This window comes from Kitasatospora viridis, from assembly GCF_007829815.1.
Classification (GTDB): domain Bacteria; phylum Actinomycetota; class Actinomycetes; order Streptomycetales; family Streptomycetaceae; genus Kitasatospora; species Kitasatospora viridis.
Map to the genome: position 1 here is coordinate 237785 of NZ_VIWT01000006.1, position 19437 is coordinate 257221.

At 72.0% G+C, this 19437-nt stretch carries 21 protein-coding genes; 6 read left to right on the forward strand and 15 right to left on the reverse strand.

Translation table 11 applies throughout. The features are described 5' to 3' along the window. Positions 1-58 precede the first annotated feature (58 nt). From FHX73_RS40115 to FHX73_RS40125, 3 genes are all read right to left on the reverse strand, one after another. Positions 59-460 carry an STAS domain-containing protein gene (locus tag FHX73_RS40115; RefSeq protein ID WP_145911007.1) on the reverse strand — a complete coding sequence of 134 codons (402 nt, stop codon included), beginning with the start codon at positions 458-460 and terminating at the stop codon, positions 59-61. Between the two features lie 97 nt (positions 461-557). Further along, the gene (locus tag FHX73_RS40120) at positions 558-1475 is read right to left on the reverse strand and encodes a SigB/SigF/SigG family RNA polymerase sigma factor (RefSeq protein ID WP_145911008.1); all 918 of its coding nucleotides are present in this window, start codon (positions 1473-1475) and stop codon (positions 558-560) included. Positions 1476-1512: 37 nt separating this feature from the next. Next, on the reverse strand, positions 1513-2634 hold the full coding sequence (locus FHX73_RS40125; RefSeq protein ID WP_145911009.1) for a mechanosensitive ion channel family protein: 1122 nt from the start codon (positions 2632-2634) through the stop codon (positions 1513-1515). A 176-nt stretch (positions 2635-2810) separates the two neighbouring features. On the opposite strand from FHX73_RS40125, the gene FHX73_RS40130 reads away from it, so the two are divergent. The 4 genes from FHX73_RS40130 (at position 2811) to FHX73_RS40145 (ending at position 4601) form a co-directional block, all read left to right on the forward strand. Then, positions 2811-3182, forward strand: a complete 372-nt coding sequence (locus tag FHX73_RS40130; protein ID WP_170305299.1) for an SsgA family sporulation/cell division regulator — start codon at positions 2811-2813, stop codon at positions 3180-3182. A gap of 62 nt (positions 3183-3244) precedes the next feature. Continuing rightward, on the forward strand, positions 3245-3430 hold the full coding sequence (locus tag FHX73_RS40135; RefSeq protein WP_145911011.1) for a hypothetical protein: 186 nt from the start codon (positions 3245-3247) through the stop codon (positions 3428-3430). Between the two features lie 115 nt (positions 3431-3545). Beyond that, the gene (locus FHX73_RS40140) at positions 3546-3902 is read left to right on the forward strand and encodes a PRC-barrel domain-containing protein (RefSeq protein ID WP_145911012.1); all 357 of its coding nucleotides are present in this window, start codon (positions 3546-3548) and stop codon (positions 3900-3902) included. Between the two features lie 78 nt (positions 3903-3980). Then, positions 3981-4601 carry a carbonic anhydrase gene (locus FHX73_RS40145; RefSeq protein WP_145911013.1) on the forward strand — a complete coding sequence of 207 codons (621 nt, stop codon included), beginning with the start codon at positions 3981-3983 and terminating at the stop codon, positions 4599-4601. Positions 4602-4797: 196 nt separating this feature from the next. Here the strand turns inward: FHX73_RS40145 and FHX73_RS40150 are convergent, their stop codons facing one another. From FHX73_RS40150 to FHX73_RS40190, 9 genes are all read right to left on the reverse strand, one after another. After that, the gene (locus FHX73_RS40150; protein ID WP_145911014.1) at positions 4798-5898 is read right to left on the reverse strand and encodes a glycosyltransferase family 4 protein; all 1101 of its coding nucleotides are present in this window, start codon (positions 5896-5898) and stop codon (positions 4798-4800) included. Further along, complete coding sequence (locus tag FHX73_RS40155; protein WP_145911015.1) at positions 5895-6704, reverse strand: SDR family NAD(P)-dependent oxidoreductase; 810 nt, start codon at positions 6702-6704, stop codon at positions 5895-5897. Before FHX73_RS40155 ends, FHX73_RS40150 begins: the two co-directional genes overlap by 4 nt. A 12-nt stretch (positions 6705-6716) precedes the next feature. Then, positions 6717-7472: a 5-deoxy-glucuronate isomerase gene (locus FHX73_RS40160; RefSeq protein WP_145911016.1), complete on the reverse strand. Its 756-nt coding sequence runs from the start codon at positions 7470-7472 to the stop codon at positions 6717-6719. After that, positions 7456-8628, reverse strand: a complete 1173-nt coding sequence (locus FHX73_RS40165) for a Gfo/Idh/MocA family protein (protein WP_145911017.1) — start codon at positions 8626-8628, stop codon at positions 7456-7458. The genes FHX73_RS40160 and FHX73_RS40165 overlap by 17 nt, the downstream gene beginning before the upstream one ends. Continuing rightward, a complete protein-coding gene (locus FHX73_RS40170) occupies positions 8625-9800 on the reverse strand; it encodes an N-acetylglucosamine-6-phosphate deacetylase (protein WP_170305300.1) in 1176 nt (391 codons plus the stop codon). The genes FHX73_RS40165 and FHX73_RS40170 overlap by 4 nt, the downstream gene beginning before the upstream one ends. Continuing rightward, on the reverse strand, positions 9797-10963 hold the full coding sequence (locus FHX73_RS40175; protein WP_145911019.1) for a glycosyltransferase family protein: 1167 nt from the start codon (positions 10961-10963) through the stop codon (positions 9797-9799). The genes FHX73_RS40170 and FHX73_RS40175 overlap by 4 nt, the downstream gene beginning before the upstream one ends. After that, positions 10960-11748, reverse strand: coding sequence for a polysaccharide deacetylase family protein (locus tag FHX73_RS40180; RefSeq protein WP_145911020.1), 789 nt, complete (start codon positions 11746-11748; stop codon positions 10960-10962). Before FHX73_RS40180 ends, FHX73_RS40175 begins: the two co-directional genes overlap by 4 nt. Before the next feature lie 118 nt (positions 11749-11866). Beyond that, positions 11867-12793 (reverse strand): phosphotransferase family protein, encoded by a 927-nt coding sequence (locus FHX73_RS40185; protein ID WP_170305301.1) that lies wholly within the window; start codon positions 12791-12793, stop codon positions 11867-11869. Positions 12794-12798: 5 nt separating this feature from the next. Beyond that, complete coding sequence (locus FHX73_RS40190; RefSeq protein ID WP_170305302.1) at positions 12799-13416, reverse strand: class I SAM-dependent DNA methyltransferase; 618 nt, start codon at positions 13414-13416, stop codon at positions 12799-12801. A gap of 350 nt (positions 13417-13766) precedes the next feature. Between FHX73_RS40190 and FHX73_RS40195 the strand changes: the two genes are divergently transcribed. After that, positions 13767-15035 carry a nucleotide sugar dehydrogenase gene (locus FHX73_RS40195; RefSeq protein ID WP_145911340.1) on the forward strand — a complete coding sequence of 423 codons (1269 nt, stop codon included), beginning with the start codon at positions 13767-13769 and terminating at the stop codon, positions 15033-15035. Between the two features lie 47 nt (positions 15036-15082). On the opposite strand, the gene FHX73_RS40200 is transcribed toward FHX73_RS40195, so the two are convergent. Next, on the reverse strand, positions 15083-16303 hold the full coding sequence (locus FHX73_RS40200) for an RNA-guided endonuclease InsQ/TnpB family protein (protein WP_145911022.1): 1221 nt from the start codon (positions 16301-16303) through the stop codon (positions 15083-15085). A gap of 155 nt (positions 16304-16458) precedes the next feature. Here FHX73_RS40200 and FHX73_RS40205 point away from each other — a divergent pair, with 155 nt between their 5' ends. Further along, the gene (locus FHX73_RS40205) at positions 16459-17448 is read left to right on the forward strand and encodes an NAD-dependent epimerase/dehydratase family protein (RefSeq protein WP_145911023.1); all 990 of its coding nucleotides are present in this window, start codon (positions 16459-16461) and stop codon (positions 17446-17448) included. Here FHX73_RS40205 and FHX73_RS40210 read toward each other — a convergent pair. After that, entirely contained in the window at positions 17380-18297 is a 918-nt protein-coding gene (locus tag FHX73_RS40210; protein WP_145911024.1) for a glycosyltransferase family 4 protein, read from the reverse strand. The two genes, FHX73_RS40205 and FHX73_RS40210, sit on opposite strands and share 69 nt — an antisense overlap. 59 nt (positions 18298-18356) lie before the next feature. Then, entirely contained in the window at positions 18357-19268 is a 912-nt protein-coding gene (locus FHX73_RS40215) for a hypothetical protein (protein ID WP_145911025.1), read from the reverse strand. Between the last annotated feature and the right edge of the window lie 169 nt (positions 19269-19437).

Sequence of the window (19437 nt, forward strand, 5' to 3'; positions counted from 1 at the left end):
TTCGCTGTGGTGCTTCGCGGTACTTCGGGCTGCTTCGCGGTGCGGGAGCGGGCCGTGCTCAGGCCGTCGCGGCGAGCGCGGCCTCGGCGGAGGGGTGCAGCGACAGCACGGTGTCCGTGCGGGTGAGCTCCAGGACCCGGCGCACCGTCGGCGAGGGGGCGGCGAGCCGGAACTCGATGCCGGCCGCGACCGCCGTCATCCGCGCCTTCAGCAGCAGGTTCAGCCCGGAGGAGTCGCAGAACCCGACCTGCGAGAGGTCGACCACCACGACCCGGGGCGACCGGGCCAGTGCCTGGTCGAGGGCCCGTTGGGCCGGGGCGAGCGACTCGATGTCGAGCTCGCCGACGAGCACGCAGAGGGCGGATTCGGCGTCCGGGTACCGCAGTTCCGCGGCCAGGGTGCCGCCCACCGGCAGGGCGCCGGTGGGCGGGGCGGTGACGGGATCGTTCTGGGTGGGCATTGCTGGCGTCCCCTCGACGGAAGTTCGGTACGACCATACGCACGGCACGGCGGTCCGACCAAGCCGCGCCGTCGGGACGCCCTGCGGACGGCGGGACTCACTCGTCGGCGAGGCCGTCCCGCAGTCGGGCGAGGGTGCGGCCGAGCAGTCGGGAGACGTGCATCTGCGACAGGCCCAGCCGGGTGCCGATCTGACGCTGGGTCAGGTCCTCGGTGAACCGCATGGACAGGATCCGCCGCTCGCGCTCCGACAGCCGCGCGATCAGCGGCTTCAGCGCGACCAGGCTCTCGACCGTGGCGAGCCGGCCGTCCTCCGCGCCGAGCCGCTCCGCGAACGGGACGCTGCCCGACTCCTCGGTGTCGGCGGGCAGGTCCAGCGAGCCGGCGGTGTGGGCGTTGGCGGCGGCGAGGCCCTCGACCACCTCCTCCTCGGCGAGCTCCAGGTGGGCGGCGAGTTCGGCCACGGTCGGGGCCCGGTCCAGGCTCTGGGCCAGCGCGTCCTGGGCCTTGGCCAGGCTGATCCGCAGCTCCTGGAGCCGCCGGGGGACGTGCACGGCCCAGGTGGTGTCCCGGAAGTGCCGGCGGATCTCGCCGAGGATGGTCGGCAGCGCGAAGGTGGTGAACTCCACCCCGCGGTCCGGCTCGAAGCGGTCGATCGCCTTGATCAGGCCGACCGCGCCGACCTGGAACAGGTCCTCCTGGCTCTCCCGCTGGTGGCCGCTGAAGCGCCGGATCGCGTAGCGCACCAGCGAGGTGTTGATCTCGATCAGGGTGGCCCGCACGTACGAGTACTCCCGGGTCCCCTCCTCCAGGGTGGCGAGCCGGGCCAGCAGCACCGGGGTCAGGGCGCGCGCGTCGGCCGGGGTGACGTCGCGGGCGTCCCCGATGCCGTCGAGCTCCGGGACGGCGGCGTGCGGTGCGGCGGGGGCTGCCGCGGGCCGGGCGTCCCGTGCGGGAGCCGGGCGTTGCGCGGGAGGTGTCACCTGGAGGAGGAGTTCGTCACTGGTCACGGCCATGTCGGTCCTTTCTAGGTGAACTGGAGTCCGTACCCCGCTACCCCCGATCGGGGATCCGATGCGGTCGGTGCCCGTGAAGGTTCGGCGGGGGATTGTGTCCGAACGGCGCATCCGCCGGCTCCGGCCGGGGGCCGGAGACGTCCATCACGGCCACCCGGGGCAGCGCCTGGGGGTGCTTCTCGCACAGGAACGCCAGCAGGTGCTCGCGCAGCTGGCAGCGCAGCTCGAACGCGTCGGCGCCGTTCGCGGCGGTCGCCAGCACCCGGACCACGATGCTGGTCGGCGTGGTGTCCACCACCTGGAGCGCGCTGCCCTCGCCGTCCCACAGCGGGTGCCCGGCCAGGAACGCGTCGAACTCGGCGCGCAGCGGCGCGACCGGCGTGCGGTGGTCCAGGTGCAGCAGCGCGGTGCCGGTGATCCGGCTCGACCGCCGCGACCAGTTCTCGAACGGACGGCTGACGAAGTACGACATCGGCATCACCAGCCGCCGCTGGTCCCAGGTGGCGATCACCACGCAGGTCAGGGTGATCTCCTCGACGGTTCCCCACTCGCCGGCGACCACCACCACGTCGCCGATCCGGGCCAGGTCCCCGAAGGCCATCTGGATGCCGGCGACCAGGTTGGCCAGGGTGCTCTGCGCCGCGACGCCGGCGACCAGGCCGACCAGTCCGGCCGAGGCCAGCAGGCTGGTGCCGACCCCGCGCACGGCCGGGAAGGTCATCAGTGCCGCGCCCAGCGCGGCCAGCCCCACGATCGCCTGGCAGAGCCGGCCGACCAGGCTGGCCTGGGTGCGGGCGCGCCCGGCCCAGGCCGCGTCGCGGCGCAGCACCGCCAGCCGGACCGCGCCGTCCACCAGCAGCCCCACCACCCGCACGCCCAGCCAGCCGCCGGCGGCGATCGCCAGCAGCACCAGCAGGTGGCGCACCGCCGAGCCGGCGGACGGCGGCGCCCCGATCCACGGCTGCACCGACAGCGCCAGCAGCGAGGCGAGCAGCGCCGCCATCGGGTGCCGGGAGCTACGCAGGATCCTGGGCAGGCCGCGGGTGAGCCCGCGGTCGGCCAGCCCGCGGGCCGCCCACTCGGCCGTCCGGTTCAGGGCGTAGGTGCCCAGCGCGATGACCGCGCCGGCCGCCGCCAGGCGTGCGAGGTTCCACCACACCGTCGTTCTCCTCCGTGGTCGCGGACCGGTCCTTCGTCCGCCCTCGCTTTTCCCGTGCGCCGGTTTTCACGCCCGGAGGCATGCATCCGCGCAACCGGGGCAGCCGGGGGGTGGCCGGGAAGCGGCGATGAGGAGCCGGGAGGGCGGAGCGGATGATGGTGGGTGCGTCCACGTGCATGACGGTGCGTCTGATCACCGGTGCGGCGCAGGGGCGGGAGCTGGTCCTGGAGTGCCGCTACGAGGCGGACGACCCCTGGGCGGTCGCGCTGGACTTCGGCCCGCAGGAGGGCGCGGTCTGGACGCTGTCGCGCGAGCTGCTGGCCGCGGGGCTGCGGGAGCCGGCCGGGCACGGCGACGTGCACCTGGAGCCCGACGACCGCGGCGGGGTGCTGATCGCGCTGAGCGGCACCGCCGGGGTCGCCCTGCTGACCGCCCCGAGGGTCCGGCTGGCCGGCTTCCTCGCCGCGACCGAGGCGGTGGTGCCGATCGGCGCGGAATCCGCGCACGTCGACTGGGACCGCTGCATCAGCGAGCTGCTGTCCACCTGAGGAAGAGGAACCTGACGGGGCACCGCCGAGAGCCGTGCCGCACGACCAGGGAGCCGGTGACCATGGAGGAGGAGTCTCGGTGCGAGACCGGAGCGGGAGCGCCGCGCCGCGGCGCCGGGGGTGACGCGGTGCGGGCGATCCGGACGCTGCCGCGGACGATCCCGCGCGGGCTGGCCTGCCTGGTGGCGGCCCTCGCCAGCTGGCCGGCCCCGCGGGGCGGCCGGGCAGGTGACGGGCCGTCGGGGTGACGGTGCCTCAACCGGCGCCGCAGCGGTGCTGCGAGGCGCTGCGAGGCGCGCCCGGGAGGCGGGCCGGGACGACGGCCCGCAGGATGGGAGTCCTACGACCGGACGGAGAGCGCGCATGATCGAGACGGCCGACATCCGCGAATGGCGCGAGCACGACGTCGTCGACCCCGACGGCAAGAAGATCGGCGCGCTGGAGTCGGTGTACGTGGACACGGCCACCGACGAGCCGTCCTTCGCCACCGTGCGGGTGGGCGTGCTCAGCCGGCACCGGCTGGTGTTCGTGCCGCTGGACGGCGCGAGGGTCGGCCCGGGCTACCTCATGGTGGCGTTCCCGAAGGCGCTGGTGCGGGCCGCGCCCGCGATCGACACCGACGGCGTGCTGCCCGCCGAGGAGGAGCCCGCGGTCTTCGCGCACTACCAGATGGAGTACGTGCGCGGGGCGGGCGGCGAGCGCCGCCTGGCCCGCCGCTGAGCCGTCCCGGCTGCGCCCGCTGTTCCGTGCCGGGCCCCGGCGCAGCTCAGAGCGGGTGGAGGTCGTAGGGTGCGGGGCATGAACGGTGATCGAATGACTCCCCGCGCGGCCCTCGACCTGCTGATGGCCGGCAACCAGCGGTTCATCTCCGGCGGCCCCGAGCACCCGAACCAGGATGCCGCCCGGCGGGCCGCGATCGCCCCGGAGCAGAACCCGTTCGCGGTGCTCTTCGGCTGCTCCGACAGCCGGCTGGCCGCCGAGATCATCTTCGACCGGGGCCTGGGCGACCTCTTCGTGATCCGCACCGCGGGCCACGTGATGGGACCGGAGGTGCTCGGCAGCGTCGAGTACGGCGTCGACCTGCTGGGCGCGCCGCTGGTGGTCGTCCTCGGGCACGACGCCTGCGGCGCCGTCGCCGCCACCCGGACGGCCGTGGCCGAGGGCACCAGCGCCGGCGGCTACGTGCGGGACGTGATCGAGAAGGTCACCCCGAGCGTGCTGGCGGCCCGCGCGGCCGGGTACACGGACAACTCCGACTACATCGACGTCCACATACAGCACACGGTGGACCTGCTGCTGGAGCGCTCCCGGGTGGTGGCCGAGGCCGTCGCGGCCGGGCGCACCGCCGTGGTGGGCCTGTCCTACCGGCTCGCCGACGGCGCCGCCCACCTGGTCACCACCCGGGGCCTGGACGACTGAGGACCTACTGAGGACCTTCGACCCTGGGGTCGGCGGCGGGTCCGGGGCAGACTGGCGACGACCGGTCAGACCGCCCGACGGGCGGACGAGTTGGCCGCGTGGAGTACCGGTGGGCGTGGGGGCCCGCCGGGCTCGATCGGAGGGCCGGGAACGCCGTGGGGGCGGTTCCCGGCCCTCCGTCGTGGGCGCGCGCACCTCATCGGGGACGCCCGGGGCCGACCGGCTGACGGAGCGTCCAGGCGCGTTCGACGATGCCCAGGAGGCCGCGCCGGTACTCCTCCCAGCTCCCGCCGAGGTCCGCGAGGTCGGCCTGCTCGGTGCGGGCGGACGGGCCGCGCAGCAGGGTCACGGCGTGCCTGGCGAACGCGTCCGTGTCGTCCACCGGGACGAACGTGGTGTTGCTGCCCGCGGCGTCCCGGTGGCCCGGGATGTCGCTCAACAGGAGCGGCAGGCCGTGGCGCCTGGCCTCCAGGACCGAGATGGGCACGCCCTCGAAGCGGCTCATGGACACGAAGGCGGCCGCGGATCCCAGCACCGTGTCCATGATGTCCCGCTGCCAGAGCGCGCCGAGCCAGGTGATCCGGTCCTGGATGCCGAGCCGTGCCGCCTGCCGGAACAGGTTGATCGTCTCGGACCCGTCGCCCACGACCACGAGCCGAGCGTTCGGCAATTGGCCGACCACCGCGGCGAAGCCCTGGAGCAGGCTGTCGTGGCCCTTGTGCGGGTACAGGCTCTGCACGGCCACCAGGTACGGTTCCTCGGCCCACGGCCAGGGCGCCGGGCAGCGGCTCGGCGGTACCGAGGTGTCCACGGCGTTGACCAGGGTCGTCACCTTCTCCGCCGGCACGTGGACGTCCTCGGTGAGGAAGTGGGTCGACCGGCCCCCGACCGCGACGACGAGGTCCTCCTGCCGTGCCAGCACCCGGTCGAGCCGGTTCTTGAGCGCGAACCGCAGGTGCGAGTAGTCCGAGTGGCAGAACCGCACCACCGTGCGGGCGGTGGTCAGCCCCGGACGCAGCGACGGGTAGAGGCGCCCGTCGCCGAAGTGGATGAGCACGACGGCGCCGTCCACGACCTGGCGCAGCGCCCGGATCCGGCTGATCCGTCGACGGGGCAGGACGACCAGCCGGATCGCCGGATCCAGCTCGCTGACGAGCGCGTTGTCGCGGCCCGGCTCCAGGACGCAGACCGTCACGTCGTAGCCCTGCTCCTTGAACAGCCGCACGTGGGAGAGCACGACGCGCTCCAGCCCGCCCACGGTGAAGTACCTGAGGATCAGGACGAGCCGCTTGTTCATCTCGGGATCCGGCTCCCGGCCCCCGGTTCGGTCCGGTGGACCTTGTGCTGGGCCGCCTGGGCGACGGGCCGCACCATCAGCAGGTCCACGTCGACGTGCGGCGGCCGGGTGACGCACCAGGCGACGCACTCCGCGATGTCCTCGGGGCTGAGGGGCTCGTCGACTCCGCGGTACACCGCCGCCGCCGCGTCGCTGTCCCCGAGGAACCGGTTGACCATGAACTCCTCGGAGCGCACCATGCCCGGGGCGAGTTCGGTCACCCGCACCGGCGTGCCGGACAGTTCGAGCCGCAGCGTCGAGGCGAACGCGGAGACGGCGTGCTTGCTGGAGGCGTAGCCGCCGCCCCGCTCGTACGCGACGTGGCCCACGGTCGAGCCGAGGACCACGACGTGGCCGCCGTTCTCGATCAACTGCGGCAGCAGGGCCTTCGTCACCCGGAGCACGCCGAAGACGTTGACGTCGTACATGCGCTGCCAGTGGGTCAGGTCGCTCTCGACGATGAGGTCCGCGCCCAGGGCCACCCCGGCGTTGTTCACCAGCAGGGTCAGCGGGACCCCGGTGGCTGCCACGGTCCTGGCCAGCGCCGCGACGGAGCCGTCGTCGGTCACGTCCAGGTGCACGGGGACGATGCCGTCCTGGACCACCTCGTGCCGGCTTCCCTCGTCGAGGCGCCGGGCCGCGGCGATGACGAGGAACCCTGCCTTGCGCAGGGCCACGGCGGTCGCCATGCCGATGCCGGCGCTGGCGCCGGTGACGACGGCCAAACCGCGCGGCGCGGGGGTGTCACTGTAGGTCTGGTCTGCCATGGTCAGCTTCCTTCACTGGTGCTGGTGGTCGTTCAGGAGCCATTCGTGCCGGGGGTCGGTGCGGAAGCACAGCTCGCGGGGTTCACCGGCGAGCGCCCACAGGTAGTAGAGCTGGTAGCCCGCGCCGGCCGCGAAGCTGTGGAATCCGTGGAGCACGCTGACCACGTCGCCGTCGTGCAGCACCCGGGACTGCTCGGGTCGGTCGGCGTCGTCGTAGTGCAGCATGACCGCGAAGCCCGTCGCCGGGTGCAGGCGGACCAGGAAGGTCTCGGCCAGCCGGTGTTCGTGGGGCGGGTCGTGCCGGTCGTGCCGGTGCGGCGGGAAGCTGGACCACACGCCCGTGTCGCTGTACGTCTCGCCGACCAGCAGCCGCCGGGCGGGCCGCTCGGGGCCGATGATCTCGTGCACCTGCCTGCGCCAGCTGCCGCTGCCCCGGTGCTCCACCCGGACCTGCTCCGGCGCGACGGCGTAGGCGGTCGCGGGCTCGGCCCCGGGCGGGACGGCGGTGGTGATCACCGCGACCGTCGCGGGGGCGTCGGCGCTGAGCGTGGCCGAAGTGCCGGGAGGCAGGTAGACGGCGGTCGCCGGCCCGTCGAAGACGTCGGCCCGCCCGCCGAGGTCGCGGTATGACGTGCCGTCAGCCAGTCGGACGGTGCACGAGCCGGTCAGCACCACAACGGCCGCCTCGACGTCCGGTGCTCCGCCGACCCGGATCGGGACGCCGATCCGGTGCACGTCGAGGCCGACCTGTTCAGACGGGGATGTCATCGTCGGAGCGTTCCTTTCCACGAGCGTCGCCGTCGAGGACCGGCAGCAAGGTGACGTCAGCGGAGCGCCCCGTGCGAGCGGACCGGGTGATCGCCTCGCCGAGCAGGACCGCGGCGGCCCCGTCCCGGCCGGTGGCGCACCGGTGGGTCCCCGGCGCCCCGCTCGCGCCGAAGGCGGCGGCCGTCATGCGCGCGTCGGCGCCGCCGTGCCTGCCGGACTCGCGCGGTACGTCGACGTGTCGGACGGCGCCGTGCAGGCTGGTGATCGTCAACCGGTGGAACGAGGGCGGCGTTCGGGTGCCCGGGGCGGCCACGCAGTAGCTCACCCGCAGCGCCCCGCCGTCGCCGTGGACGGCCAGCTCGAAGCCCTCCCAGGGCGCACAGCCGGTGAGCGTGTAGCTGACGAGGGCTCCGCCGGCGTACTGGATCAGGGCGTGCACCGTGTCGTCGATGTCCGCGTCCAGCGGCACCGAATACGGTTCGGCCGACGTGTAGAAGCCGCGGCTCGACTGGGCCTGCACCCGCAGGGCGGGCTCGTCCAGCCACCAGTTCAGCAGGTCGAGGTGGTGGCAGGCCTTGGTCACCTCAAGCCCGCCCGACAGGCGGCGAAGGCGGTGCCAGCGGCGGAAGTAGCTCGCGCCGTGCCCCTCCTTGAGGTGGTAGTCGAACCGGGCCGCGCGGACGGTGCCGATGTCTCCCCGGGCGAGGCACTCCTTGATCTGCCGCGCCAGGTTCAGGTAGCGGAGGTTGTGGCCGACCCGGACGCTTCCCGAACTCCTCTGCTCACCGCGCAGCACCCGGAGGGCGTCCGCCGCGGAGACGACCATGGGCTTCTCCACGAACACCGACACGTCCCGGCCGAGGGCCGCCAGGATCTGGTCCACGTGGGTGTGGTCCGGGCCCGCGATGATCACCTCGTCCGGGCGGGCCTCGGTGAGCATCCGGTCGAAGTCCTGTGCCGCGTAGAGGTCGAGCGGCGTGCTCCACCCGTCCCCGACGGCCTTCAGCCGTTCGGGGTCCGCGTCGACGACCGCGACCAGGCCGTCGCCCGCCGGGAGCCCGTCCCGCGTCGCGAACATCGGCAGGTAGGTGGTCTCGGCGCGGCGGCCCAGTCCGCTGAGCACGTAGCTGCGCCCTTCCGGCCCTCTGACGTTCATGACCGAGCCTGCGCGTGTGCGGGGGGACGGACCCAGCGGCCGGCGGCCAGCACCGCCCCGACCTTCAGCGCCCGGTCCAGCAAAAGGAGATCGGCCCTGCCGCCGGCCTTCAGCCGCCCCACTCCGTCCGCCAGGCCGGCCGCGCGGGCCGGCGTCGCCGTGGCCATCCGGACCGCGTCCACCAGCGGGACGGCCGCCTGCCGGACGGCGAACCGCAGGACGTCGGCCAGAAAACTGACGCTCCCGCAGAACGACCGTCCGTCCCGGCTGATCGCGACGCCCTGTGCCACCGTGCCTTCGATGGCTCCCATGCCGAAACGCGCACCCGTGGGCAGGCCCGTGCCGGGTGAGGCGTCCGAGACCAGGCACAACCGGTCGGGCCCGAGGCACCGGTAGGCGACCCGGGTCATGTCGGCCGTGACGTGGTGCCCGTCCGCGATGAGTTCCGCCGTCAGCTCCTCGGACCCGAGCACCGCCTCCAGCAGTCCGGGCTCCCGGACCGGACCGTGCCTGCGCAGTTCGGTGTGACCGCTCCACAGGTGCGCGGCGTGGCGCACGCCGTGCGCCACGGCCTCCCGCACCTGGTCGGCGTTGGCCGCGCTGTGGCCCGCGCTGACGACGACGCCCCGCCCGCTGAGCCCGGTGATCGCCTCCTTCGCCCCGGCGAGTTCCGGCGCCAAGGTGACCATGCGGACGGTGCCGTGGTCGGTGAACTCCCGCCAGTGGCCGTCGGTCGGTTGCCGCAGCAGGTCGGGTGGATGGGCGCCGCGGTAGCCGTCGGCCAGGTACGGGCCCTCCAGGTGCAGGCCGGCGAGTCCGCCGTGGCCGGTGGCGAGCTCTGCCGTGCCGATCGCGATGGCCTCGCGCAGCTGGGGCAACGCGCTGGTCCCCAGGGTTGCCAGGGTGGTCGTCGTGCCGTGCTCGCGGTGCGCCTCGGTGACGCTGTGCCAGGCCCGGGAGTCGGGTTCGTTGAAGCTCCGGCCGCGGGCGCCGTGGACGTGGATGTCGACCAGGCCGGGCGCGATGAAACCCGGCCACTGGAGGTCGGCCACCCGTCGGGACCCGTGGACCACCTCCTCGACGAGCCCGTCGCGCACCACCACGGCGCCCGGGCCGACTCGTTCGGCGAGCACCAGCGTTCCGGCGATCACGGACGGCTGCTCCGCGGTCACCACGCACTTCCCTCGTGCAGGGCGCGCACCAGCTTCGGATAGCGCCTGGCACCGCCCAGCAGTCCGGCGGCCTCCGGCTGGAGGGGAGCGCGCAGGGCCTCGCCGAGGACCTCGTCGAGGTCGCCGGCCAGGACCTCGGCGCGATCGCACATCCGCGCGAACCCCCGGTCGCGGACCAGCCGTGCGTGGACCTGCTGCTCCACCTCGCGCACCTGACGGGGGATCAGCACCGTGTTGCTGCCGGCCGACAGCGCCTCGGCGATCATGTTGGATCCGGCCGCGCCGATGAAGACGTCGCAGGCCCGCATGAGGTCCGGCATCCCGGGGCTGAACTCGACCACCGAGATCCACGGGTGGGCTTCGGCCAGGCGCCGCAGCTCGGCCGCCGCCTCGGGCTCCAGGTAAGGGCCGGTGACCAGGAGCGCCCGGTCCAGCGAGCGGCGGTTGGCGACCAGGGCGGTGACGATGCGGCGCCAGAGCTCCAGCGCCCCTTGGCCGCCGCCCATGCTGGCCACGGCCCAGCGGTCCTGGGCGTGCCACCCGAGCCGTTCCCGGACCGTCTGCCGGTCCGTCGGGTGGGGATCCGTCAGGTACCCGAGGTAGCGCACGCGGTCCAGCAGGTACGCCGGGACGTCGTAGTGCTGCTCCAGCTGGAACACCTCACTGGGCATGTGGACCGTCACGGCGTCGAAGTGTTCGGCGATCCACGAGGCCATCGGCTCCAGGAAGTACTTCCGGTTGGTCTTCTCCCGGTCGAACAGCACGCCGCGCAGGGTGAGCACGGAGCGCCTCGCGTGCCGGCCGCGCAGGGCCGGCACGAGTTCGGCCTCCTCGCCCTGGGGCAGGTGGTTCACCAGGAAGACATCGGGCCGGTAGTGGCGCAGGAGCACCTCGGCGAGCTCCTGACGCAGACCGAAGTGCTTCTCGGGCGCCAGGCCGAGTTTGCTGCGCAGGCCCCAACCCGCGGGCGAGTCGTAGTTGGCGAAGCCGGGCAGCCGGATCACGTCGACCTCGGCGGGGAGCAGGTCGAGCCCCCGGTAGGCACCGGTGAGCCCGGCGATGTGCACGTCGGGCAGGCCGTCGACCAGTGCGTGCGCGACCTTCGCCGACTCCGCGGTGTGCCCCAGACTGCGCCCGTTGTGCCAGTACATGGCGACTTTCATGGCTGCCTCTCCAACGATCGCGTGCACGCTTGCCGGGCGGCCGCGAGAGCGTTCGCGAAATCGACCACGGACCACTCCGGGCGCACCTGGAGCCGGCGCACGGTCAGCCGGGGGCCGGTGCCGGGCCAGTGCCCGCCGTCGGTGGAATAGGCGGTGCGGTAGTACTCGCCGACCACGGACCTGACCGCTCGGTTCGACGAGCCGAACGGGTAGCAGAACGAGCGCGGCGCGAAGCCGAAGGCCGCCGTGATGGCCGCGTGGTCGAGCCCCACCTCGGCACGCAGGTCGTCCTCGGGAAGGTCCGTCAGTTTCCGGTGCCGGTAACCGTGGGCGGCGATGTCGTAGCCGCAGTCCAACCAGCGCTGGACGTCACGGGCGCGGGCGAACACGTCGCTGGCGTGCGGGGTTTCGGCCGGCATCGTCGCGGCGTCCAGGTAGCTTCCGCAGACCGCCATCATCGCGGGGACCCCGTGGTGCCGCAGGACCGGCAGCGCGGTGTCGACGGTGTTGAGGTAGCCGTCGTCGAAGGTGACGAAGACGGCGTCCGAGGACGAACCGCGGCCGCACTCCAGGGTGTCGGGCAGGGGGGTGTCGGGCAAGGGGGTGTCCGGCGAGGAGCTGTCGGGCACGGGGGTGTCGAGCAGGCCGTCGGCCTGATCCGCCGTCAACAGGCGGGCTCCGCTGGCGGCGAGCCAGGTGATCTGGCGCTCGAACCGGTCCTGGGGGACGGACATCGGGTGACTGATGCGATCGTCCACCAAGTGGTACATGAGTGTGACGAACATCCGGCTCCCCGTGCATCGCAGGTAGGACGGCGCTTCGGAAAGGTCGTCAGTTTACGTACTGAATTTGCTCCGTGCGGAACAGACACGCAAGCAGCACGGCGCTGAACGGGTCACCGCGTCAGGACAGGGCCGCCCACCGGGGTGGCGGCGAGGCCGCGAAGAAGCGCAGCACGTTCAGCAGGCGGCTGACCGGGGGCGCGGTCCAGTGCCGGGCGTCGGGTTGCGGCCGGCCCCTGACCGCGCTGGCCAGGCCCCAGCTGAGGTGGTACCAGAGGATCCGGGCTTCGAGCCCGTCGTCAGTCCAGGAGGCCGACTGTTCGCGGTAGCCCTCCAGCACGGTCACGACGTCGAAGAGGGAGAGCTTGGCGAACTCCATTCCGGGCTCGGCCCAGCAGGCGTCGCCCCAGTCGACGACACCGCGCAGCGTTCCGTCGGCGGGGTCCACCAGCATGTTCTGCGGGGCGACGTCACCGTGCAGGAGGACCTTCTCCGGTTCGGTCGGGAACCGGCGGCCCAGTCTCCCGAACCAGTCCGTGAGCCAGTCGGCCGTCCCGCGGTCCAGGTATCCGTCCCGCGCCATCCGGTCGACCTCGCCGAAGGGGTCGCCGAGGTCGTCCTCGGGCAGGCCGTCCGGCACGCCCGCCGAGTCCCGGCGGATGCGGTGCAGCAGGGCGAGTTCGCGCCCGAGTTCGCGCAGGGCCTTGGCCCTGGCGTCTCCCCGCAGGTCGAGCTGGGCCAGGTCGGGGGCGGGCACGCGTTCGAGCACCATGTAGGGCGAGTCGACCAAGGTGCGGCTCTCGTCGAAGTCGACGATCGCCGGCGTCCGGACACCTGCCTGTCGGGCCAGCGGGATCACCATGGCCTCCTTGCGCAGGTCCGCGAGGAACTCCTCGCCGCGGCGTGGAACGCGCAGGAAGAGGTGCGGCCCGAGCCGGAAGGAGTGGTTGGCCACCCCTCCGGGCACCTGGGCCACCTCGTGCGGGGGGACGCCGTACCGGGCGGCGACGGCCACGAGGGCGGCCTGCGGGGGAGGTTCGTCGATCACGGGCGTCACCTCAGGGGTGGTCGGGCGCGGCGCTGGAGCAGGTCGGTGCGGTAGGTGTTGCCGTACCGCGTCACCGTGCGGCCCTCGATCCGCCGCAGGCCGGGAGCGGCGATGAAGGCCTCGTGGACCTCCTCGCCCGACAGCTTGTGCTCCGCACTGCCGTGCTGCCAGTGGACGAGGAGGACGTGTCCGCCGGGGCGCAGGCTGCAGGTGACGGTCGCGATCGTCGTGGACAGCTCGGCGGGCGAGAGGTAGTAGCAGACCTCGGAGAGGACGACCAGGTCGAACTGCGCCCGGTCCGGCAGGTCCTCCGGCACGCGCATGACCTGGAGATCCACCTGGGGGAGGCTTCCGCAGCGGATCCGGGCGCGGCGCACGGCCGAGGGGGAGCAGTCGACCGCCAGGAGCGACTCGCACCTGGGCGCGAGCAGCTCGGTCAGCGCTCCGACCCCACAGCCGACTTCGAAGGCCGAGCTCACCCGCTCGGTCGGAATCATCGCGAGGGTGTCGGCGAACTTCTCGCGTTCGTAGGGGCGCTGCAGGGTGCCCCACGGGTCCTCGTGCCGTGCATAGATCGTCTCGAAGTGTGCGGTGTCCGCGGGGTGTCGGCCGGGATTTTCCACAGGAATTCGCTCCCTGGCGGAGTGCTCGGGGCAGAAGGCTGCCAGAGTACCCCCGCATTGCCGTTCGGACACGAAATGACATCTGACGAGATGTTCGCGGGTCGGCTCTGATCTCCCTCGCCCACCCGTTCGGAGCATTCCCCTTGCTGAACATTCGTAGTCGAAGTTACTACTGGCCTCCCGGTGGTGCGCGCATTCCAGCGGCTTCCGGCACCCGATGCCGCGTCACTTCGTTCGTCCTCCTCCTATGCTGATGCCCGGTCAGCAAGTGGTGGACCGCACTCCAGGGAGGCCTTGTGAAGCACTCTCAGCGCGAACCGGCCGTCAGCGGCCGGCAGCCGTGGTCACCCCTGAAGGTCGTGGTCGTCGGCCAGGGCTACGTGGGACTGCCGCTGGCGGTCCGTGCCGCGGAGGTGGGGCACCGGGTCATCGGCTACGACGTGGACGTGGCCCGGGTGAAACGGCTGGTCATCGCCGAGTCCTACGTCGAGGACATCGCGTCCGAGCGGCTCGGCTCGCTCATCAGCTCCGGTGCCTACCGGGCCAGCACCGATCCGGCGGACTGCGCGTCGTTCGACGTCGCGGTGATCGCCGTGCCCACGCCGCTGCGGGACGGTGTGCCCGACCTCGGCTGCGTCGAGGAGTCCGCCCGGATGCTGGGCCGGTTCCTCCGGCCAGGAGCGACCGTGGTGCTGGAGTCGACCTCGTACCCCGGAACGACCGGTGAAGTGGTCCGTCCGATCCTGGAGTCCGCCTCCGGCCTGGTGGCGGGGGAGGACTTCCACCTCGGCTACAGCCCCGAGCGCATCGACCCGGGGAACGCCCGCTGGCACCTCGACAACACCCCGAAGGTGGTCTCCGGAATCGACTCGGGGTCCTTGGAGAAGGTGCGGGAGTTCTACGCCTCCGTCGTTGACAGGGTGGTCCCGGTCAGCAGCTGCGAGACGGCGGAGCTCACCAAGCTCCTGGAGAACACCTTCCGCTTCGTCAACATCGCGCTGATCAATGAGATCGCAATGTTCGCACACGAATTGCACATCGACGTGTGGGAGGCGATCGAAGCCGCCGACACCAAGCCCTACGGATATCTGCGCTTCGTCCCCGGGCCCGGCGTCGGCGGACACTGCCTGCCGGTCGATTCCAGCTACCTGTCCTGGCACATCGAACGCGTCCTCGGCCGCCGCTTCCGGTGCGTGGAACTCGCACAGGACATCAACGGTCAGATGCCGGAGTACGTGGTGCGCCGGCTCGTCGCGGCGCTCAATGTGCGAAAGCGCGCGATCAACGGCTCGTGCGTGCTGCTGCTCGGCCTGTCGTACAAGGCGAACACCGCCGACATGCGGGAGACGCCGGCCTTCGAGGTCGGGCGCATCCTCGCCCGGCTCGGCGCCGACGTGCGCTGGGCCGACCCGCACGTGCTGGAGGCGAACCACGGCTCGTGCGGCGATCTCCCGGACATGAGAATGGTCCACGCGACCGCGCAGGAACTCGCCGGGGCCGACGCGGTGGTCCTGCTCGCCGACCACGACGGGTTCGACTACGCCGAGATCGCGGCCCATGCGACGTACGTCCTCGACTGCCGGCGGCGACTCGCCGGGGCCAACATCGAGGCGCTGTGAAGGAACCCCATTGACATCCTCCCTGGCGTGAACGCCTGGGGTTCCCCTCAGCCTCGCGGCCGAGCCGCTGCGCGTGTGCGCTGCGGTGGGACGACTTCCTGCTTCACCGACGACTGCCCGCCCGGAGTGCTCCGTTGAGGTCTTACACCGTCTCCACAGGCGGCAACCGCCAGCCCGGCGGCCAGAATGTTGACGGCCGCGTTCACGTCCCGGTCATGGGTCGCACCGCAACCGCACGTCCACACACGGACGTTCAGCGGCATCTCGGACTGCACGACACCGCAGGCCGAGCACAGCTTCGAGGAGGGGAACCAGCGGTCCACGACCACCAGCTCCCGCCCGTACCATCCCGCCTTGTACTCCAGCATGGACCGCATCTCCGACCACGAAGCGTCGGAGACGGCACGAGCCAGCGTCCGGTTCCTGAGCATGTTCCGCACGGCCAGATCCTCGGCCACGATCGTTTGGGTCTCACGAACGAGTCGAGTGGTGAGCTTGTGCAGGAAGTCCCTGCGCCGGTCGGCGACCTTCGCATAAGCCCGGGCGACCTTGAGCCGGGCCTTCGCCCGGTTGTTGGAACCCTTGGCCTTGCGGGCGAGGATGCGCTGCGCCTTTGCAAGGCGTTCCCGGTCCCTGCGCTCGTGGCGGGGGTTGGCGATCTTCTCTCCGGTGGAGAGCGTCACCAGGCTGGTGATACCGGCGTCGATCCCGACCGCCGCGTTCACGGGCTCGGGCATCGTGGGCCGGTCCTGGCACAGCAGAGAGACGAACCAGCGCCCGGCCGCGTCCTGCGACACGGTCACCGTGGACGGCCGCGCGCCCGCCGGCAGCGGCCGGGACCACACGACGGCCAGCGGCTCGGTCATCTTCGCCAGGGTCAGCGAGCCGTCCCGGAAGCGGAACGCCGATCTGGTGTACTCGGCGGACCTGCGGGACTTCTTCCGGGACTTGAACGTCGGGTACTTCGCCCGCTTGTGCCAGAAGTTGACGAACGCCCCCTGCAGGTGCCGCAGCGCCTGCTGCAGCGGAACGCTGGACACCTCGCACAGGTAGGCCAGTTCCTCGGTCCTCTTCCACGCCGTCAGCATCGCGGAGGTGGCGTTGTAGTCCACCCGCTCCCGACGCAGCGTCCACGCCTCGCTGCGGGCCTGCAACGCCATGTTGTAGACCTTGCGCACACACCCGAACGTGCGCGACAGCTCAGCGGCCTGCGCATCGGTCGGGTAGAAGCGGTACTTGAACGCCCGCCTCACGTGGCTGACTGTCATGGCTCAAATGCTAACAGTAACGCTCGCGTTCATGTGACGGGCCGTCGCCTTCCGCGACACCGGCCCCTCCCCCAGCCTCCCGCCCGGGGCACCCCGATCACGGGCGATCCAACTCCTCCCCGGCCTGAAGGCCGGGGTCTCCTTGGAGGTATCCAATGAAGATCGTCGTCACCGGGGGAGCCGGATTCATCGGCAGCAACCTCGCGCGAACCCTGATCCAGCGTCAGGACGTCTCCGAGGTGCGCGTGGTCGACGACTTGTCGACCGGCTTCAAGGCCAACCTCGACGGGCTCGCCCTGGACTTCCACGAAGGCAGCATCCTGGACCCGGACCTGCTCGACGAGGTCTTCCACGGCGCCGACGCCGTGGTGCACCTGGCCGCGCTGCCGTCGGTCCCGCGGTCGGTGCGCGATCCCGTCGCCAACCACCACGCCAACGTCACCGGCACCCTGCAGGTCCTGGAAGCCGCGCGGCGGGCGGGCAACCTGCACGTGATCGCGGCGTCCTCCTCCTCCGTGTACGGGGCGAACCCCGTCTCGCCGAAGCACGAAGGCCTTCGCGCAGCGCCGCTGAGCCCCTACGCCGTGACCAAACTGGCGACCGAGGCGTACCTGTCGGCCTACCACCACTGCTACGACCTGCCGGTTCTCCCGTTCCGACTGTTCAACGTCTACGGGCCCGGACAGTCGGTGGGCCACTCCTACGCCGCGGTGATCCCCACCTGGACCACCGCGATCCTCGACGGGGAGCCGGTGGCGGTGCACGGCGACGGGACGCAGAGCCGTGACTTCACCTACGTCGGCACCGTCAGCCAGGTACTGGCCGAGGCCGCGGTGCGCCGGGTGGTGCACGCGGATCCGGTGAACCTCGCCTTCGGCACCCGCACGTCACTCCTGACCTTGATCGCCGAGTTGGAATCGGCGACCGGGAAGCCGGCCCTCGTGCACCATGGCGCGCCGCGGACCGGTGATGTCGAGCACTCGTCCGCGTGCGGCAGCCTGCTGCGCTCGATCTTTCCCGAAGTCCAGCCGACGGCGCTGCGCGAAGGCCTGCACCGGACGATCCAGTGGTTCCGCTCAACCCGCGAGGCGCTCGACCGCCGCCACCCAACCGGCGAGTTCGGCGGCGGGGTCGAGCTCCGCTGACCGCTCGCGGGCCTTGTGCGAGGCGCGCTGCCAGTTCTCGGGAGCCAGCAGCTCGACCAGCGCCCGCTCCCAGGCGCCGAGGTCCTGCCGATCCGCGAAGACGCCCGCGCCGCCGAGCGATTCGCGGACGCCGGGCGACGGATGGGCGAGCACCGGAATGCCCGATGCCATCGCTTCGACGCCGGAGCGACTCCAGGCTTCGTGGTCGGTCGGCACGAGCAGCACCCGGGTGCGCGCGTAGACGTGGTCCCGCATGAGCTGCGACGGCATGTGGTCGAGCACCTCGACGTTGGGCGCCTCGCGCACCACCTGCGTGCCGTAGGCGCCGCGCACCCCGAGGAAGCGGACGGCGGGCAGCCGCTCGGCCAGCGCCCAGAAGAGCTCACCACCCTTGCCGGCGTTGAGGTTGACGAGCGTGACGCGGTCGCCCGGCACCGTCGCGTACTGCTCGGCGAAGACCGGACCGCGCACCACGACCACCTGGTCCGGACCGCCTCGGCGGGCGAAGTGCTCCTGGGCGACTTCGAGCATGTGGTAGCTGTTGACCACGGCCAACGCCGTGTGCCCGGGCAGGTCCGTGAACTGCCGCGAGCGGACGGCAGGCAGGTGGCACGTCACGACGAACGGCTTTCCGTGACGACGGGCGGACTCCGCCGCCGCGGGAACCTCGTCGTTCTGCGAGACGACGACATCGGCCTCCCGGACGTCGGCCTCGAAGGCGGCGGCCTCCGTGATCGGAGCCGCCCGCACGCCGTCGATGACACGGGGCGCGTCACCGGGCATGCACCGGGCGGTCCAGACGCGCACGTCATGGCCGCGCACCGCCAGCGAGCGGAGCAGGACGTGCATGGTCAGTTCCGATCCGGCGCAGTACGACGGCGGATACGCCTCCGTACGACAAACGATCCTCACGTCGCCTCCGGGCTGTCGTGGAGCCGGTACTTCCGGGCGTCCGGGTACACGTGTCGCTCGAAGTACCTGGTGTCGAGCTCGGTGTCGATCTCCTTGCCGGCGGGGTGGACGAGCGGTTGACGCATCGTCAGACAGGGGAGTGCGGCCTCCTCGTCCCCGGTGTTCCTGGTGTGGGTCGCATCCCGGCGAAAGCCGATGTTGGACACCAGGTTGACCGCGGGAACGATCGCCATGCCCCGCAGGAGGCGTGCGAAGAACCACTGGTAGTCCCAGTTGTCGCGGCTCTCCCCTGCGCGCACCGCGTCCCAGCGCCTCTCCCACATCCGACGCTCGGTGTCGTCGGGGAAGAAGGCGTGGTGCGTCCTGCGGGCCTTCACGTCCGGCCAGTCGGCGAGCGACACGTCGTAGTGTTGCCAGGCCCGCCGCCAAGTGGCCCAGCCCCAGATGTGGTTGTACTTCGAGAAGTAGTACGAGTGCGGCCGCAGCCCGGGCGGCAGGGGGTTGGTCCCGCCGATGTGCATCACGTCGTCATCGGCCGCGTAGCGCTCCAACAGCTCTGCGGCGTAAGGGAAGAACGAGGGATCGGGGAGGCAGTCGTCCTCCAGGATGATCCCCTGGTCGACGTGCCGGAAGAACCAGTCGATCGCGTTCGACACCCCGAGCATGCATCCCTGGTTCCGCTCCGCGAAGCGCGACACGACATCTGACGGCCAGTCGATTCCGGACTCCAACCGCCGCCGCACCTCGGTGACGAGGCGCTCGTCCCCGGGGGTGCCCGGCCGTGGACCGTCGACCGCGAGGTACACCCGGCGCGGACGGATCTGCCGCAGGCGGTCGAGGGCGATGCTCGTCAGGTCGGGGCGGTTGAAGGCGATGAGGAGAACGGGAACGTGCGAACCGTCCCGCATGTCGGCTCCTGCCCGGTCGGGGGTTCGGTCGGGATCATCTGCCAGATTTCTCACCAGCGTACTGACGGTGCGTCGGCATCGCGGTGAGGCGCGAACGCCCCAGCACTCGATTCAGCCGGATGGTCGGCTCCGGCGGTTTCCCTGTGCGGCCTCGGCCCCGCGCGCGGTG